The organism is Nocardia yunnanensis (genome assembly GCF_003626895.1).
In the GTDB taxonomy this organism is placed as follows: Bacteria; Actinomycetota; Actinomycetes; order Mycobacteriales; family Mycobacteriaceae; genus Nocardia; species Nocardia yunnanensis.
In genome coordinates this window covers 4,966,688-4,982,350 of record NZ_CP032568.1, presented here as the reverse complement: position 1 = coordinate 4,982,350, position 15,663 = coordinate 4,966,688, and the positions used below count along the sequence as shown (strand labels likewise).

Below are 15,663 nucleotides of genomic sequence, written 5' to 3'. Positions count from 1 at the left end.
TGGTCGCGCCGAGTGCGGAGCTGTGGTCGCGCTCTGCCGCAGCCGATAGGGTGCGGCGGTGGATACAGCGGAGTTCGTTCAGCATGGCAGCACGATCGTGGATCGGCTGACGACCACGCAGACCGCGCCGCCCTGGCAACTCGTCGTGGGCACAGGGGTGGCGGCGCTGGCGCTGGTGATCTTCCACCCGACCTGGCGGGTGCTGCGCAATGCGGTGACCATCGCGCACGAGGGCGGGCACGCCTTCACCGCGCTGCTGACCGGCCGCCGCCTCGACAGCATCCGATTGCATTCGGACACTTCCGGTCTCACCGTCTCCAGCGGAAAGCCCTACGGGCCCGGCATGGTGCTCACGATGGCCGCCGGCTATCCCGCGCCCGCCCTGGTCGGGCTCGGATACGCGGCGCTGCTGGGCGCCCATCGCATCACCCTGATGCTGTGGCTGACCATCGCGCTGCTGGTGGTGCTGCTGCTGAAGGTCCGCAACTTCTACGGCCTGCTCTCGATTCTGGTGACCGGCGGCCTGGTGTTCGTGGTCTCCTGGTTCGGCACCGACACCCTGCAGGCCGGACTCGCTTATCTGGCCGCCTGGTTCCTGCTGCTGGCGGCGGTGCGCCCGGTGCTCGAGCTGCAGCGCAACCGCGCCTACGAACCCGATTCCGACGCCGATCAATTGGCGCGGCTGACCCGGATTCCGGGCCTGCTGTGGGTGCTGCTGTTCGGCGCGATCGCGGTGTGCTCGCTGCTGCTGGGCGGGCGGCTGCTGCTCGCGGACGTGCGCGGCGTCTGTGTGCCACCGCTCACGCACAGCACCTGCGCGGCCTCACCCGCTCGGTGAACTTCTCCGACCTCACCGCGAGAACGGTCTCGCTGCAAGGTATCTGGTGAACGACGGCTAACATGCGGAGTGCACCGTCCGGGTGATCGGGAACACCGGATCTCCGCGCGTCTCGCGGCGGGCGCTCGATCGTTGTGGCAAGGAGGTTTTCGGATGGACAGGCCGGCCTGGGCTCCGGAGGGCGTGGACATGAACCGCCCCAGCCCGGCGCGCATGTACGACGCGCTCCTGGGTGGTTCACACAATTTCGAGGTCGACCGCCGCGCCGCGGAACAGGCCAAGCAGCTGGTCCCCGATCTGCCGCGGCTGGCGCTGAGCAATCGCGCCTTCCTGCGCCGGGCCGTGCGGTTCCTGGTGGATTCCGGCGTGCGGCAGTTCCTCGACATCGGCTCGGGGGTGCCGACCGCGGGCAATGTGCACGAGGTGGCACAGGCCATCGACCCCGCCTGCCGGGTGCTCTACGCCGATATCGACCCGGTCGCGGTCGCGCACGCCCGCGCCATCCTCGGCGACAATCCCAACGCCACGGCCATCGAGGCCGATCTGCGCGAGCCCGCGGTGCTGCTCGAGCGGGCGCGCGACACCGGTCTCATCGACTTCGACCAACCGGTCGGTGTGCTGCTCATCGCGGTTCTGCACCTCATGAGCGACGACTTCGCTCCCGTCGAGAAGGTCGACGCCCTCTACGACGCGGTCCCGCCCGGCAGCTACGTCGCCATCTCCCACCTCACCTCGGCCACCCGGCCCGAGGACGCCGCCAAACTGGCCGACAACTCCGCCAACAACAGCCGGATCGGATTGCAGTTCCGTTCGCGCGCCGCCATCACCGCCCTGTTCGGCAAGTGGGATCCCATCACACCCGGTGTGGTGGAATTGCCCTTGTGGCGGCCGGAATCCGACCGCGATCAGCACGAGGAGCCGGGCCGTTCGCTCGGCCTGGCGGGTGTCGGCCGCAAGGTCTGACACCGCTCGAATCGCACCCGCGCAGGGGTGAACGGCGCCGAGGTCAGGGGGACAGCACATGGACGCGGGCGAGCTGGCGGTCCGGTGGGCCGCCATGCTGGACGGCGCGGTCGCGCCGACGCTCACCCGCGCCCAGGTCGAGCAACTGCTGGCCCGCTTCTGCCCGCGGCTGATCGCCGCGGTGCGCGGCGCCGCGGATCTGTCGGTGGCGCGCGAGGCCGCCGCCGCCCTGGTCGCCGCGAACTACCGTGACCCGCTGGCGGTGCATCGGTCGGTGCTGGTGCTGTGCAAGGACCTGGTGACGGCCGTGTGTCCCGAGGCCGAGTGCGCCGACTACTGGCCGGTGCGCGAGCGCGCCATCGAACTGGCCGCCGAGTTCGCGGCCGAGTTCACCGGCGGGCTGCGCAATGCCGCACTCGCCGAACAGGAGACGACGCTGAGCGCCGCGCTCACCGCGGCCCGCGAGGCCGAGGCCCGGCGGCATCTGTCCGAGGCCCGGTTCCAGGCCATCTTCGAGGGTGCGTCGGTGGGCATCGGCACCGTCGACATCACCACCGGCACGGTCATCGACGTCAACAACGCCATGGCCGAAACCCTCGGTGTCCCGGCCGAATCCATGCCCGGCCGCTCGGTCGCCGACATTCTGGGCCCGGTCAATATCGGTGAGGCGTTCGCCCTGTTCCAGCAGTTGCTGTCCGGGGAGATCGACCGCTTCCGCTTCGAGACCCAGCACACCAAACCCGACGGCAGCCACACCGTGGTCGACCTGTCGATGACGATCGTGCGCGACCGCGAGGGCAAGCCGCGCTTCCTGGTCGGCGTCACCGTCGACGTCACCGATCGCAAGCAGCTGGCCGATCAGCTCTGGTACGACGCGCACCACGATTCGCTGACCGGCCTGCCCAACCGGCTGCTGTTCTTCGATCGCCTGGCCGCCGCCGGCGGTCAGGTCGGGGTCTGCTATCTGGATCTGGACGGGTTCAAGGAGATCAACGACCGCCGCGGCCACACCGCCGGCGATCGGGTGCTGAGCGATGTCGGGCAGCGGCTGCGCGCCGCGCTGCCGGCCAATGCGATGGTGGCGCGCCTGGGCGGGGACGAGTTCATCGTGCTGGTCGAAAACTGCTCGGGCCAAGCGGAATTGACCGCCGTCACCGATCGGCTGCTGGCCGCGCTGGAGGATCCCTTCGATGTGGCGGGACTGCTGGTGCGGGTGGGCGCCAGTATCGGCACCGCGCTGGTGGACACCGACGCCACCGCCATCGACGAGCTCATGCACGCCGTGGACACCGCCATGTACCGCGACAAGGCGCTACGCCACCGCACCAACCTGCCCCCGCTGACTCAACCGCCCGATACGGGACTGTCCTAGATCACGAACGGCACCAGAGCCTTTCGCTCGGGCGGGTACTCGTCGAACTTCTCCCGGTACCAGCCGTGGGTGGCCAAGGCGCGCGGCACCAGATTGCCGAAGGTGATCAGGAAGATGACCACGCCGGGCAGCGCCCAGGTGAGGAGGGCGAATCCCGCCCATGCGACCAGCTCGCCCAGATAGGCGGGGCTGGTGACGAATCGGAATCCCAGACCGTATGGAATCTTGTATTCGCTTGCGCCCGGGTTGTTCTTGTCGCGCAGATTGCGAACTATGCTCTCGGAGCTGACCAGTAGCGCGAAACCGGACAAATACACGATCAGTCCGAGAAGAAAGCGCGGGTCGGTCAACCAGCCGCTGCCGTACCGCCCGAGGTAGTCGTGACTGAACAGCGCACCGTTGAGATATCCGTGCAGCGTGGTCACCAGCATGCCCATGCCGAGCACCGAAACGTTGAAACTGCTGGTCTTGCCGGGGACTTGGCGAATATTGAGGGGGAAGAACCAGCCGCGATTGCCGTAGTGCAGAATCCAGATGGCCGCCAGCACCAGGGAAGTCGGCTCGAAGCGGCGTGGACCCGTCAGGTACGCGACCGCGAAGACCACGGTGGCCGGGATCTCCATCAGCCACCACCCCAGCTTCGGATTCAGATTGAGCCCGAGCTTGGTGGTGGCGAAGCGGCCGTAGGGGCTCTGCCCGAACAGGCCGCCGACGAGCACGAACGCCGCGAACGCGAAGGCGATCGTCAGCACGGTGTCGTAGCCGGTATTGCCGGTGTACCAGTTCATTCGCGGTCCTTCGGGTGAAAAAACTAGAACAGGTTCTACCACAGCGGGTGGGCCGGCCGATACCCGTCGGTTGGGCAGGGCGCGGGACCGACGGGTAGGTTGGCTAGAACCCGGAGGGAGGCACGGTGGGTTCGCAGGGTTGGGATGCACTGATCGAATGGATGCCGTTTTTTCTCGAGGAGGACGAGGACGCGGACGAATCCGGACTCGGATGGAACCCGCGCTTCATCCAGATTCGTGACGAACTCACCGGCCGCCGTGCGCATTTCGCGCAGCAGGGCAGCGAGATCGAGGTGATCGTCGCCGTCCCCGAGGACGCCGCCGAGGCCGACCGGCTGCTGGAGGTGCTGCGCGCGCAGCCCGACGGCACCTGGGATCCGGTGCCGCTGCCCTCGGAATCCGATGCCACCGCACCGGATCCGCAGTGGCGGGCCATGCAGCGGGTGCATCAGCAGCCGCGGCTGGCGCGCGAATGGAGCACCGGCTGGCAGCGCGGCGAGGCCATCGAACAGCGTCGCGGCATCGGCGAATCGGTGGTGGCGGTGCTGCGCGAGGGCCTGGGCATCGACGGTGAGCGCTTGCGGTTCACCACCTGGAGCATGGACGCGCCCGGCACCGGCAGCTACGGGCTGCCCGCCGACCGGCCCAGCGAGCGGCAAGCGCCCGTGGTGTGTTCGGACTGGGACGATTTCGAGGCCCGGCTGGACTGGGCGCTGACCACCCTGCCCTGGGACGGCGTCATCAACCTCAGCACCCCGCATCCCGGGCCCGATCCGTGTTTCGTCCAATTCCTGCACGGTCGCCAGCTTTTCAACGAGGCCAGCGGCTGGGATGTGGCCGGCCTCGGTCCGGGCGAATTCGACCGGCGCATGCGCGATCTCGGCTGGAGCTTCGCCCCGCACAGCACGCCCGGCGGGGCGGCGCTGATCTGGGAGGGGCCGCTGGCCAAGGCCGGGTTCAATCCCAGCCTGTGCGACGCGCCCCGGCGCACGGTGGCGACCTTCACCGAGGTGTTCACCGTCGGCCATCCCCAGGATCTGGTGTTCCGCGCCTTCCGCAACGGGCAGCGCCGCGATCCCGAACTCCGTTATCTGGACATCGAACTCGGGATCCCGCGCGACGTGCGGTGAGTCGCACCGGCCGTCTCAGAGGCGGCGCAGCTGGACCGGCAGCCCGTCGGCGGGAGTGGGCCCGGTCCCGGCGACCAGCGGCACCGTATAGCCCTTGGGCACGCTCCAGCGGTACCCGAGCAGCATCCGGTGCATGGTGGCCTTGACGGTCATGCCGCCGAAGTAGCGGCCGATGCACTTGTGCGCGCCACCGCCGAAGGGCGGCCAGGCATAGCGGTGCGTCTTGTCCTCGGCGCGTGCGGGATCGAAGCGCTCCGGGTCGAAAATGTCCGGATCGTGCCAATATTCCGCATTGCGCATCATGGAGTACGGCCCGGCCATGACGAGCGTGCCCTTGGGAATGAAGTAGCCGCCGATATCGGTGTCGGCCAACGCCTCCCGCACCATCTGGCCGACCGGCGCGTACATGCGCAGGGTCTCGCGGAAGGCCATCTCCAGGGCGGGCAGCCGGTCCAGATCTGCGTAGTCGAGGGTCGGCTTGCCCAGCGCCTGACTCTCCGCGCGCAGCCGCTCTTGCCAGTCCGGATTGCGCGCCAGTTCGTAGGCGAGCATGGAGATGGCCAGGGTGCTGGTGTCGTGGGCGGCCATCATCACGAAGATCATGTGATCGACGATGTCGGCGTCGGTGAAGGATTCGCCGTCCTCGGTCTCGGCGTGGCACAGCACGCTGAACAGGTCGTCGCCGTCACCGGCGCGTTTGGCGGGCAGTTCGCGGCGGAAGTAGTCCTCCAGCACCCGCCGCCCGCGCAGGCCCCGATTCCACACGCCCCCGGGCATATTCGTGCGCACAATGGCCTTGCCGCCGTGCACCGCGTCCTCGAAGGCCCGCGCCAGCCGCGTGCCCTCGGGGCCGAGTTCGGCGCCGGCGAAGACCACGGTGGCCTGCTCCAGCAGCATGCGCTTGACGTGGTCGTATAGCGGGAAGTCGGGGGCGGGCAGCCAGGAGTCGACGCCGCGCACGATGCGCGGGGTGGTCAGGTTCAGGTAGCCGATCAATCGCGGCCGGGTGAACGCCTGCTGCAGGATGCGTCGGTGATAGGTGTGATCGTCGAAGTCGCGCAAGAGGATTCCACCCCGGAAGAAGGGACCGATGAGGAATTCCCAGCCCCGTTGCGCGGAGAAGACGTGCTTGCGGTCGAGCAGCAATTCCTCGAAGGCCGCGGGGCTGCCGACGCCCACGATGCGGCGGCCGAAGATGCCCATCCATTGGACCGGCCCGTAGAGCTTCATGCGCTCGCGGCTGAAACTCAGCGGATCGGCGAGGGTGGACACCACGTGGCCGATGCCGGGCGGCCCGTAATCGCCCATCACCGGCAGCAGTCCGCTGCCGGGCGGCGGGTCCGCCAGCGCCTGCGGCGCGCTCGGATAGCGTTGCAGCACCCCGGCGGCGCGGCCCTGAATTCGATGGTTCACCACGGCTTTTCGCACAGCCATGCACCCACGGTAGCGGACGCGCCCAAATCCGTAAACGGTCGTTTCCTGATTTGTGTGCCAAGCTGTCAGGGTGACGCGAGCTTCCACCGGAACCTATCGCGGCACCAGCACCGATGAGCGCCGCGAACAACGCCGGCGGCGATTGCTCGACGCCGCTCTCGACATCGTGGGCACCCAGGGGCTGGCCGCGCTGACCGTGCGCGGGGTGTGCGAGCAGGCCAAGGTGGGTCCGCGCTTCTTCTACGAATCGTTCACCGATCTGGACGCTTTGGCGACGGCGCTGCTGGACGAGGTGCAGCGCGATGCCTTCGAACGCGCCCGCACCGCCATGGCCGAGACCCCCGGCGGGCCGGAGCAGAAGCTCCGCGCCGGGGTGGCCGCGCTGATCGTCGCGGTCACCGACGATCCGCGGCGCGCCAATATCGCCTTCGCCCAGGCGTACGGCAGCGAACTGCTCATGCGCCGCCGCTTCGAGGGCATGCGGCAGGTCGCGGCGCTGCTCATCGAGCAGACCCGGGCGCTGCTCGACCTCCCCGAGGGTGAGGACACAGCCCTGTCGGCGCTTGCGCAGTTGATCACCGGCGGTGCGGCCGAGCTGATTCTGGTCTGGCTCGACGGCGGGCTGAAGGTGGAGCGGCCGGTGCTCATCGAGGTCGTCGCCGACTACGTGGTGGCCATGGTGGATCGACTGCCCGGCATGACCGAGAAGCTGAATTGAATACGGCCCGAACCGGTTACGTCGACCGGCCGAAGCCGCCGGCGCGGATCTCCTCGACCACCAGCTTGGCGGTCTCCGCGCAGGCCGTCGTGCCGCCGTTGGCGTATTCCTTCACCGCGTCGCCGACGTTCCACAGGTTCGGCAGCGGCGTGTCGTGCGGGAGGTCGTAACCGGCGACGGCGCGCTGGGGCGGCCAGTCGTCGCGGGTGACGGCGATGGACAGGATCCGCGCCCGATCGAAACCCGGGATCTCCTCGCGCAGATCCTGCAGCACCAGGGCGGTGTCGGCCTCGGAATCGAAATCGCCCACCGCGGGTTTGGGCACCCCGGTGCCGACGTAGAGATGCCAGCCCGCGGGCGCCATCTCCGGGCAGGTGGCGCTGAAATTGGCGACGTAGCACAGCCGCCGGGTGCGGGCGAAGCTGAGCAGGCCCGGCGCGGTGATCAGCGGTTCACGGCTGGCGAAGTTGACCGAGATCATGCCGCAGGGCAGATCGCGTTGCAGCACCGCACCGACATAGTCGGCCGGGAAATGTTCCGGCCCAACGAGATCCAGCGTCGCCGAGGGGCCGATATCGCTGACCGCGAATGCGCAGGCCACCTCGACGGTCTCGCCGCCGCGGCGGATTCGCGCGCCGGTGACCCGGTCGCCCTCGACATGCAGCCGCTGCACCTCGCTGCCGAGCCAGACCTCTCCCCCATTGCGCTCCACCACATCCGCCAGCGATTTCCAGATGCCGATGGTGCCCTCGGGACAGAAGCCCAGCCGTTTGAACGCCGAGCCGCGGGTGATGTAGGTGAGAAACACGCGGGCGGGCAGCTCCTCCGAGCCGACCGCGAAGATCGAACCGCACATATTGCGGAAGATCCCTTGCACCGCATCGTTTTTGGTGTAGCGGCGCACCCAGTCGGCGGTGGAGAGCTCCCGCTCGGTCGGGCCGCCGTCGTCGCGGGCGGCCGCGAGCAGCTTGGCGCCGTGCCGGGTCAGCTGCTGCACCAGCAATCCCCAACCGCCGCTGCTGATGTCGACGTCGCGGCCGTTGATGCGGTAGAGAATCGGCGGATCCGCCGGGCGCACTTCGAATTTCGCGCCGACCTCCGCGAAGGTCTGCTCGGTGATGCCGCCCAATTCGACGACCACCGCGCCGGTGTTTATCTTGAATCCGTCGATCTCTTCGGTGGAGGCGCGGCCTCCGACCCGGTCCAGACGTTCGACCACCAGGGTGCGGTAGCCGAGGTGCGAGAGCCGGGCGGCCGCGCACAGCCCGCCCGCCCCGGCCCCGACAACCACTGCGTCCCACGTGTTCTCGCTCATGGCGAGCTCCTCGAGCAGGCTCAGCCCGCTGGATTGACCCCCGGCTGAGCGTCGGACATATCGGTAATACGACTCCAATTCTCTCGCACCTGGTCCAGTGTCGGGACCTCACTGAACAGAACGGCCTTGTTCGCGAACAACTGGACACGCTGCACCGCGCCGCCGCCGACCACCAGCACCATGCCGGAATCGGTGTTCTCCTCGCTGACCAGGTAACCCACGATCGGGGCGACCTGGGCGGGCGGTAACTTCTCGAGCATCTCGGCCGAGGCGATGTCGGCGGTCATGCGGGTGGCGGCCATCGGCGCCACCGCATTGATCTTGATGTCGTATTTGCGGCCCTCGATGGCCAGGGTGTTCATCATGCCGACCATGCCGAGTTTGGCTGCGCCGTAATTGGCTTGGCCGAAATTGCCGTACAGCCCGGAGGTGGAGGTGGCCATGACGACGCGGCCGAAACCCTGCTCGCGGAAATGCGGCCACGCGGCGTGGGTGACATTGAACGCGCCGAACAGATGCACGCGCTGCACCGCCTCGAACGCCTCGGGCGTCATCTTCACGAAGCTCATATCGCGCAGGATGCCGGCGTTGTTGACCACGCCGTGCACCGCGCCGAAACTGTCGAGCGCGGTCTGCACCAGCGCCTGCGCGCCCTCGGTGGTGGCGACGCTGTCGTAGTTGGCGACGGCGGTGCCGCCGGCCGCGCGGATCTCCTCGACCACCGCGTCGGCCATATTGTGCCCGGACCCGCTGCCGTCCCGCGCGCCGCCCAGGTCGTTGACCACGACCAGCGCGCCCTCGCGCGCCAGCAGCAGCGCGTACTCGCGGCCCAGACCGCCGCCGGCTCCGGTGACGATGACGACTCGATCGGTTACCCCAGGCATGAGTTCTCCTTGCCGAAACTGATTGCTCTCGTTTCGGAACGTAGCAGGAGCGCCCGGGCGGGCTTGTGCTGCCCGCCACACTCGTCGCCGCACCGGCGGATCGATAGGGTTGGTGTGATGACTCCGCATCTGCACCAGCGCTATCCCGAGCTCGCGCGGACCCTGCCGCATCTGCGGCTGGGCACCAGCCCGACACCGGTGCGGCGGCTGGCGGCGCTCGACACGGTCGGGGCGGATATCTGGCTCAAGAACGACAGCGCCTTCGGTGACGGCGGCTGGGGCGGCAACAAGGTGCGCAAGCTGGAATGGCTGCTGCCCGACGCACTGCGCCGGCGGCGGACCACCATCGTGACCGTGGGCGGGCTGGGCACCAACTGGGGTCTGGCCACGGCCCGCTACGGGCGCGAGCACGGCGTGAAAACCGTTCTGGCGCTGACCGATCAGCCCGAGGACGATCATGTGCGGGCGCAGCTGGCACGGCTGCGCGATTCGGGCGCGGAACTGCATTTCACGCACACCAAGGCGCGCACGATCGCGATGGCGCCGTGGCTGCTGGCCCGCGGCTTCCAGGGTCTGCGGCCGCCGTACTTCCTGACCGCGGGCGGATCCTCGGCGGTCGGCGCGCTCGGATACGTCGAGGCCGCACTGGAATTGGCGGCGCAGGTGCGGGCCGGAGAGCTGCCGGAACCGAGTCATATCGTGGTCCCGGTGGGTTCGGGCGGGACGGCGGCGGGGCTGTCGCTCGGGCTGCGGCTGGCGGGACTCTCGACCCGGGTCGTCGGCGTAATCGTCAACGACACACTGAAACTCGACCATGCGACGCTGTCGAAGCTGGCGGGCCGCAGCGAACGACTGCTGCGCAAGCGCGGCGCCCGGCTTCCCGAGACCCTGTCCCCCACCGGCAATCTCGAGATCGTCACCGAGTATCTGGGCCCCGGCTACGGCTATCCGATGCCGGAAGCCGCGACCGCGCAAGCCCTTTCGGCCGACCGCGAGCAGATGACGCTGGAGCCGGTGTACACCGCCAAGGCGATGGCCGCCCTGCTGGACATGAACGCGCACGGCCGCTTCGGCGCCGGCCCGGTGGTGTATCTCAACACCAACGGACCGCGCTGACCGCTCTCGCACCGGGTGTCACGCCGTGGCGAGCTTGGCGGCCAGGAACTCCTCCCAGGTGCGTTCGCCCACCGCGTGCTCCGGGGTCAGGTTGCCGCCCGCGGCGTAGACGCGCGACGCCTTGCCGGGCGCCTTGATGGTGATCACCGGACGGCGCTTGCCGACCGCCCGCAGGTAGCTGCGCTCGAGCTCCTTCATGGTGTAGACGCGAGGGCCGCCGATCTCCTCGACCAGGCCCGCCGGCTCCCCCAGGGTCAGCTCCACCAGACGCCGTGCCACCTCGGCGGTTTCGATGGGCTGGAACCGGAAATCGAAGACCGGCACGACCGGCATCTTGCCCAGCGCCGAAACCATGGTGAACAGCAGATCGTGGAACTGGGTGGCGCGCAGGATGGTCCACGGCAGCCCCGAGTTCTCCACCACCAGTTCGGCCTCCCGCTTCGAGGCCATGTAGGCCATGGTCTGGCGATCGAGCGCGCTCTCCACCGGCACCCGCTCCGCGCCGACCACCGAGATGTAGACCAGGTGCGGGAACACCCCCGCGGCGTCGATGGCGTCGACCAGGGTCTGGGTCTTGGCGCCGTCGCCCTTCTGGGTGCCCGCCAGGTGCAGCACGGTGTCGGCGTCCGCGACCGCCTCGGCGATGCCCGCGCCGGTCCGCAGGTCTCCCGCCACGTACTCGATGCCGTCGGCGCCTGCGCGCGCGGTGCGGCTGAGCACTCGCACGCACACTCCGGCCGCGCGCAACAGCGGGGTGACCAGCGTGCCCAGGGTGCCGGTGCCGCCGGTGACCAGAACCGTCTTCGCCATGATGACCATCTCCTTCGTCGAGTTCGTGACGCCGGTGCGGCGTTCTGCCTTGGTGACGATGCGGGCCCGGCCGGTGTGACACAACGTGTCCGAGGCCACCCTCGGCGGGCGTCGTAGGCTGGCCGTATGCCCGATCCAGGTTCCGCGCCGCAGCTCGATCGCCTGCTGGAGCTGGTCGCGGGCCGGCGGGTGGCCGTGCTCACCGGTGCCGGCATCTCCACCGACAGTGGTATTCCGGATTACCGCTCGCCCGAATCACCGCCGCGCACGCCGATGACCTATCAGCAGTTCGTCGGGGATCCGGTGTTCCGGCAACGGTATTGGGCGCGCAACCACATCGGCTGGCGGCACATGGACGCGGCGCGGCCCAATCCGGCGCATCGGGCCCTGGCCCGGCTGGAACGGGCCGGGGTGGTCACCGGTCTGATCACCCAGAACGTGGATCTGCTGCACACCAAGGCCCGCCAGCGGCGGGTCATCGATCTGCACGGCGTCTACGCGCGGGTCCGCTGTCTGTCCTGCGAATCGCTCACCTCCCGTCTGTCGCTGGCCGAACGGCTCGAGGCCGTCAATCCGGGCTTCGCCGAAGCCGTCCCGATCGACGGCTCCGAGGTCGCGCCGGACGCCGATGCCGTCGTCACCGATACCGAGTCCTTCCGCATGGTCGACTGCCTGCGCTGCGGCGGCATGCTCAAACCCGACATCGTCTATTTCGGTGAATCCGTCCCCAAGCCCCGCGTGGCCGCCGCCTACAGTCTGGTCGAGGGGTCCGACATGTTGCTCGTCGTCGGTTCGTCGCTCACGGTCATGTCCGGTCTGCGCTTCGCGCGCCACACCGCCAAGGCCGGCCGGCCCGTGGTCATCCTGAACCGGGGCCGCACCCGCGCCGACGAACTCGCCGCCCTGACCCTCGACGCCGGTTGCGCGCCGATGCTCACCGCGCTCGCAGACGCCCTCGCGCCCAACTAGTTTCGGGCCGCACCAACCGGTCATTCGACCGCGGACCAGCTGTTTCGGACTGCTCGGTCCAGTTGTCGGTGGGGTCACCTACCTTGAGCGCATCGTGATCGACCGGGAGGGAGAACGATGGTCTCGAATACGAGTCCCGAGCCGGATGGGCCGGATTGGGAAAATGCTTCTGTGGTAAGGGTTTTGCCCGCTGTGGCGGCGCGGAAACTCACCAAGGCGCCGTTCGTGGAACTGGCCGACGGGCGGCTGCAGGGCGTGGTGTCGAGCGGGTCGGACATCTCGCGGGTGTACGTGGCGTCGGTGACGGCGGGGACGCACGGCCTCAGCTGCAGCACCAACAACAATCGACCCTGTGGCGGACTGAATCAGGGCTGGGCGTGCAAGCACCTGGACGCGCTCATCGAGGAGGCGGTGCTGCAGTACGGGCAGGATCGGGTGGCCCGATTCCTGCGCGTGGAGGTGCCGGAGGGCGGGCGAATCACGCACTGTCTCAATGGCACTCGTGATCCGGTGCCGGCCGCGGCGGTGTTCAGCCGGTTCCTGCGGCATCTGAGCTATCTGGAACTGCCGGGCGGCACCTCGCCGATCCCGGAACTGCACTGGTTCCCGGCGGGGGTGGGTCGCTGATGCTGGAAAGTCAACTGGCCGCACTGGCCGAGGCGCCCGCGGGCGTGACAGCGGCCCTCGAGACCGTGGGCGGTTTCGACGCCGCGCTGGTCGCCGGATTCGCCCGGGTGTCGGAACCGCAGGGCGCGGCCTTGGCGGGATTAGCCGCGGCCGTAGCGGGTTCGCCGCTGGCCGAGGCGGCGGCCGCCGCGGTGGCGAAGGTGAACACGGGCGCGGTCGGCGTGGCGGAGCTGACGGCGCTGGCCGCGGCGCGCGCCGCCCTGCTGGGCGCGGTGCACGACGCACTGCTCGAGCAAGCCGACAACGCGTTGGGCCGCAACCGAATCGAGTGGGCCGTCGAACCGGCCGCCGCCCTCCCCAGCCCCGTGGCTGCGGGGTCGCGGGCCTGGCTGGGTGAGCTGGCCGTCGCCGGCTGGCGCGGCGTGGACCACGAGCTGGTGTCGGCGGCGGATAGGACGGTGGAGTCGCTGCTGGCCGATCCCACGCTGCGACGGCTGGCGGTGCTGCTGGACGGTTTCAGCGCCGAACTGGGTGGCTGCGCGCCGATCGCGACCATGGACCGGGTGCCGGCGCGACGCTGGGCGGATCTGTGGACGCGTGCGCTGCTGCTGTCCTGGCGCGGCGCGGAATCTGCTGCGGCCGAAGCTGTTTCGGGTCGGCTGCTGCCACTGGGGGTGGATGTGCACGAGCACGGGACCGCGGTGCAGGCGCAGGTGTACGGCGTGCTGGAGACGGCGGGCGGACCGGTGCGCCGGGTTCGGTTGTCGGTGGCGGCCGCCAAGGTGGACACCATTGTGGGACCGGCGATCTGGCAGCTACTGGGCGGGCACAAGCAGTTGCTGACCGCGCTGGCCGAGCATCGGGCGCTGGAGCTCACCGAGATGCCGTTGGCCGCCACCGGCGATCTGCTGTGGGACGACGATCGCGCCAAGGCCGGGGAGGCCGCGGATCCCTTCGTCACCGCCACCGTGCAATTGCCGCGGGCGCAGGCTCCGGCCGCCGCGCCTCTGGATCGCGATCCGATCCACCTCGCCGAACCGGTTGTGCTCGAGGGGTACCGGTTCCGCGAGGGCGCACTGGAAATGGGCGCGCAGCGAATTCGAGTGGAACTCGACGCACTGCCGTCGGCGGGACCGCTGACACCGGTCGCGGTCACCAACTCGAGCGCCATGATCGGGTTGCTGCGCTGGGACGGCGACTGGTCGCTGCGTCCGCTGGCGGTGCGGCGCAAGGTCAAGACCGCGCTCACGGTATTGCACAACGGCGATTGGGCGCTCGGGCCGACCGATGCGAAAGTCTCCAAGGCACAGGCGAAGTCGGGCGATGCCGTGGCGGTGCTGCGGGAACGAGCGGGACGGTTGCTGCGCAAATGACCAATCACGAGACGCGACGTCAAGTGCTGTACTGGCGGTTGCTGGCCGGCGTTTTCGCCGGGGATCAGCAGCCGACGCTGGAGCAGGCCAGTGCCGGAATCGTCGAGGATCTGGGGCTGCCGCTGGCAGTGCTGGATCCGGGGCTGTCCATCGACACCGTGGTGCAGCGGTATCCGGAGATGAAGGCGGAGTTCGAACACCTCGACTTCACCGAAAGCGAAACCGCGACCCCCGAAGCCGCCGAGGACTCCGACGGTGACATTCCGCAGCCCATCGGCGCGGCCGATGTCCGCACCGCCGCACTGGTTTCCAAGCTGCTGCTCAATGTGTTCGCCACCGGCTCCGGCCAGGTCAGCGCCACGCAGCTGGCGGGCTGGCAGTCCGACGCCAACTGGCTGCGCCGCAGCCTGGGCGAGGAACAGGCCGGGGCCGTACAGGGCGTGCTCACCGGGCTGGAGGGTGACCTGGTGTCGCGCATGCGACTTCGCGAAGTCCTCGCCGATCCGCACCTGGCCGCGCAGCTGACCCCGAGCATGTCGCTCATCGAACAACTGTTGCGCGACAAGCACAATCTGTCCGGCGTGGCCCTGGCCAATGCCAAGCGCCTGATCCGCCGCTATATCGACGAGGTCGCCGAGGTGCTGCGCACCCAGGTGCAGCAGACCAGCATCGGCACGGTCGACCGTTCGGTCCCGCCCAAGCGCATCCGGCGCAATCTTGATGTGGATCGGACGATCTGGAAGAACCTGCCCAACTGGAACCCGACCGACGAACGCCTCTACGTCGACCGGCTCTACTACCGGCAGACCGCCAAGCGCACCGTGCCGGCTCGCATGATCGTGGTGGTGGACCAGTCCGGTTCCATGGTCGACTCCATGGTGAACTGCACCATCCTGGCGTCGATCTTCGCGGGGCTGCCCAAGGTGGATGTGCATCTCATCGCCTACGACACCCGCGCCCTGGATCTCACCCCGTGGGTGCACGATCCGTTCGAGGTGCTGTTGCGCACCAACCTCGGTGGCGGCAACGACGGACCGATCGCCATGGCGATGGCCCAGCCCAAGATCACCGACCCGAAGAACACCGTGCTGGTGTGGATCTCGGACTTCTACGAGTTCGACCGCTCCCAGCCGCTGTTCGAGGCCATGGAGGCGGTGTACCGCTCCGGGGTGAAGCTCATCCCCGTCGGCTCGGTGAACAGTTCCGGCCGCCAGGAGGTCAATCCGTGGTTCCGGGAACGGTTCAAGGCCCTGGGCACCCCGGTGATTTCCGGCCGCATTCAAAAGCTCGTGCGCGAACTCAAGAACTTCCTCGACTAGGAGACAC

The 15,663-nt window shown here is 68.9% G+C and carries 15 protein-coding genes; 10 read left to right on the top strand and 5 right to left on the bottom strand.

Annotated features, from left to right (window positions below; genetic code table 11):
* The first annotated feature begins 58 nt into the window (after positions 1 to 58).
* From D7D52_RS23415 to D7D52_RS23405, 3 genes are all read left to right on the top strand, one after another.
* The gene (locus tag D7D52_RS23415) at positions 59 to 838 is read left to right on the top strand and encodes a M50 family metallopeptidase (RefSeq protein WP_120739650.1); all 780 of its coding nucleotides are present in this window, start codon (positions 59 to 61) and stop codon (positions 836 to 838) included.
* A gap of 153 nt (positions 839 to 991) precedes the next feature.
* Positions 992 to 1,801 (top strand): SAM-dependent methyltransferase, encoded by an 810-nt coding sequence (locus tag D7D52_RS23410; RefSeq protein WP_120739648.1) that lies wholly within the window; start codon positions 992 to 994, stop codon positions 1,799 to 1,801.
* A 58-nt stretch (positions 1,802 to 1,859) separates the two neighbouring features.
* Positions 1,860 to 3,173 (top strand): sensor domain-containing diguanylate cyclase, encoded by a 1,314-nt coding sequence (locus D7D52_RS23405; RefSeq protein WP_120739646.1) that lies wholly within the window; start codon positions 1,860 to 1,862, stop codon positions 3,171 to 3,173.
* Here D7D52_RS23405 and D7D52_RS23400 read toward each other — a convergent pair.
* Complete coding sequence (locus D7D52_RS23400; RefSeq protein WP_120739644.1) at positions 3,170 to 3,961, bottom strand: phosphatidylethanolamine N-methyltransferase family domain-containing protein; 792 nt, start codon at positions 3,959 to 3,961, stop codon at positions 3,170 to 3,172. The genes D7D52_RS23405 and D7D52_RS23400 overlap by 4 nt on opposite strands.
* Positions 3,962 to 4,086: 125 nt before the next feature.
* Between D7D52_RS23400 and D7D52_RS23395 the strand changes: the two genes are divergently transcribed.
* Positions 4,087 to 5,091 (top strand): TY-Chap domain-containing protein, encoded by a 1,005-nt coding sequence (locus tag D7D52_RS23395; RefSeq protein ID WP_120739642.1) that lies wholly within the window; start codon positions 4,087 to 4,089, stop codon positions 5,089 to 5,091.
* A 15-nt stretch (positions 5,092 to 5,106) separates the two neighbouring features.
* On the opposite strand, the gene D7D52_RS23390 is transcribed toward D7D52_RS23395, so the two are convergent.
* On the bottom strand, positions 5,107 to 6,525 hold the full coding sequence (locus D7D52_RS23390) for a cytochrome P450 (protein WP_246023246.1): 1,419 nt from the start codon (positions 6,523 to 6,525) through the stop codon (positions 5,107 to 5,109).
* Between the two features lie 70 nt (positions 6,526 to 6,595).
* On the opposite strand from D7D52_RS23390, the gene D7D52_RS23385 reads away from it, so the two are divergent.
* Positions 6,596 to 7,243 (top strand): TetR/AcrR family transcriptional regulator, encoded by a 648-nt coding sequence (locus tag D7D52_RS23385; protein WP_120739640.1) that lies wholly within the window; start codon positions 6,596 to 6,598, stop codon positions 7,241 to 7,243.
* Positions 7,244 to 7,259: 16 nt separating this feature from the next.
* Here D7D52_RS23385 and D7D52_RS23380 read toward each other — a convergent pair whose 3' ends face one another.
* Positions 7,260 to 8,558, bottom strand: coding sequence for a phytoene desaturase family protein (locus D7D52_RS23380; RefSeq protein ID WP_120739638.1), 1,299 nt, complete (start codon positions 8,556 to 8,558; stop codon positions 7,260 to 7,262).
* A gap of 20 nt (positions 8,559 to 8,578) precedes the next feature.
* On the bottom strand, positions 8,579 to 9,442 hold the full coding sequence (locus tag D7D52_RS23375) for an SDR family oxidoreductase (RefSeq protein ID WP_120739636.1): 864 nt from the start codon (positions 9,440 to 9,442) through the stop codon (positions 8,579 to 8,581).
* A gap of 117 nt (positions 9,443 to 9,559) precedes the next feature.
* Between D7D52_RS23375 and D7D52_RS23370 the strand changes: the two genes are divergently transcribed.
* A complete protein-coding gene (locus D7D52_RS23370; protein WP_120739634.1) occupies positions 9,560 to 10,558 on the top strand; it encodes a 1-aminocyclopropane-1-carboxylate deaminase/D-cysteine desulfhydrase in 999 nt (332 codons plus the stop codon).
* 18 nt (positions 10,559 to 10,576) lie between these two features.
* Here D7D52_RS23370 and D7D52_RS23365 read toward each other — a convergent pair whose 3' ends face one another.
* On the bottom strand, positions 10,577 to 11,368 hold the full coding sequence (locus D7D52_RS23365; RefSeq protein ID WP_120744397.1) for an SDR family oxidoreductase: 792 nt from the start codon (positions 11,366 to 11,368) through the stop codon (positions 10,577 to 10,579).
* A gap of 126 nt (positions 11,369 to 11,494) precedes the next feature.
* Between D7D52_RS23365 and D7D52_RS23360 the strand changes: the two genes are divergently transcribed.
* The 4 genes from D7D52_RS23360 (at position 11,495) to D7D52_RS23345 (ending at position 15,656) form a co-directional block, all read left to right on the top strand.
* Positions 11,495 to 12,337: an NAD-dependent protein deacetylase gene (locus tag D7D52_RS23360; RefSeq protein WP_120739632.1), complete on the top strand. Its 843-nt coding sequence runs from the start codon at positions 11,495 to 11,497 to the stop codon at positions 12,335 to 12,337.
* A gap of 171 nt (positions 12,338 to 12,508) precedes the next feature.
* Positions 12,509 to 12,964: a hypothetical protein gene (locus tag D7D52_RS23355; RefSeq protein WP_246023245.1), complete on the top strand. Its 456-nt coding sequence runs from the start codon at positions 12,509 to 12,511 to the stop codon at positions 12,962 to 12,964.
* Positions 12,964 to 14,337 (top strand): hypothetical protein, encoded by a 1,374-nt coding sequence (locus tag D7D52_RS23350; protein WP_120739628.1) that lies wholly within the window; start codon positions 12,964 to 12,966, stop codon positions 14,335 to 14,337. Before D7D52_RS23355 ends, D7D52_RS23350 begins: the two co-directional genes overlap by 1 nt.
* Positions 14,334 to 15,656: a vWA domain-containing protein gene (locus tag D7D52_RS23345; RefSeq protein WP_120739626.1), complete on the top strand. Its 1,323-nt coding sequence runs from the start codon at positions 14,334 to 14,336 to the stop codon at positions 15,654 to 15,656. Before D7D52_RS23350 ends, D7D52_RS23345 begins: the two co-directional genes overlap by 4 nt.
* Positions 15,657 to 15,663 lie beyond the last annotated feature (7 nt).

What these genes read in the sequence shown, in the direction of transcription:
- D7D52_RS23365 (WP_120744397.1), bottom strand. Translation starts at nt 11,368, where the DNA reads ATGGCGAAGACGGTTCTGGTCACCGGCGGCACCGGCACCCTGGGCACG.
- D7D52_RS23380 (WP_120739638.1), bottom strand. Translation starts at nt 8,558, where the DNA reads ATGAGCGAGAACACGTGGGACGCAGTGGTTGTCGGGGCCGGGGCGGGC.
- D7D52_RS23410 (WP_120739648.1), top strand. Translation starts at nt 992, where the DNA reads ATGGACAGGCCGGCCTGGGCTCCGGAGGGCGTGGACATGAACCGCCCC.
- D7D52_RS23345 (WP_120739626.1), top strand. Translation starts at nt 14,334, where the DNA reads ATGACCAATCACGAGACGCGACGTCAAGTGCTGTACTGGCGGTTGCTG.
- D7D52_RS23360 (WP_120739632.1), top strand. Translation starts at nt 11,495, where the DNA reads ATGCCCGATCCAGGTTCCGCGCCGCAGCTCGATCGCCTGCTGGAGCTG.
- D7D52_RS23400 (WP_120739644.1), bottom strand. Translation starts at nt 3,961, where the DNA reads ATGAACTGGTACACCGGCAATACCGGCTACGACACCGTGCTGACGATC.
- D7D52_RS23350 (WP_120739628.1), top strand. Translation starts at nt 12,964, where the DNA reads ATGCTGGAAAGTCAACTGGCCGCACTGGCCGAGGCGCCCGCGGGCGTG.
- D7D52_RS23405 (WP_120739646.1), top strand. Translation starts at nt 1,860, where the DNA reads ATGGACGCGGGCGAGCTGGCGGTCCGGTGGGCCGCCATGCTGGACGGC.
- D7D52_RS23370 (WP_120739634.1), top strand. Translation starts at nt 9,560, where the DNA reads ATGACTCCGCATCTGCACCAGCGCTATCCCGAGCTCGCGCGGACCCTG.
- D7D52_RS23375 (WP_120739636.1), bottom strand. Translation starts at nt 9,442, where the DNA reads ATGCCTGGGGTAACCGATCGAGTCGTCATCGTCACCGGAGCCGGCGGC.
- D7D52_RS23390 (WP_246023246.1), bottom strand. Translation starts at nt 6,525, where the DNA reads ATGGCTGTGCGAAAAGCCGTGGTGAACCATCGAATTCAGGGCCGCGCC.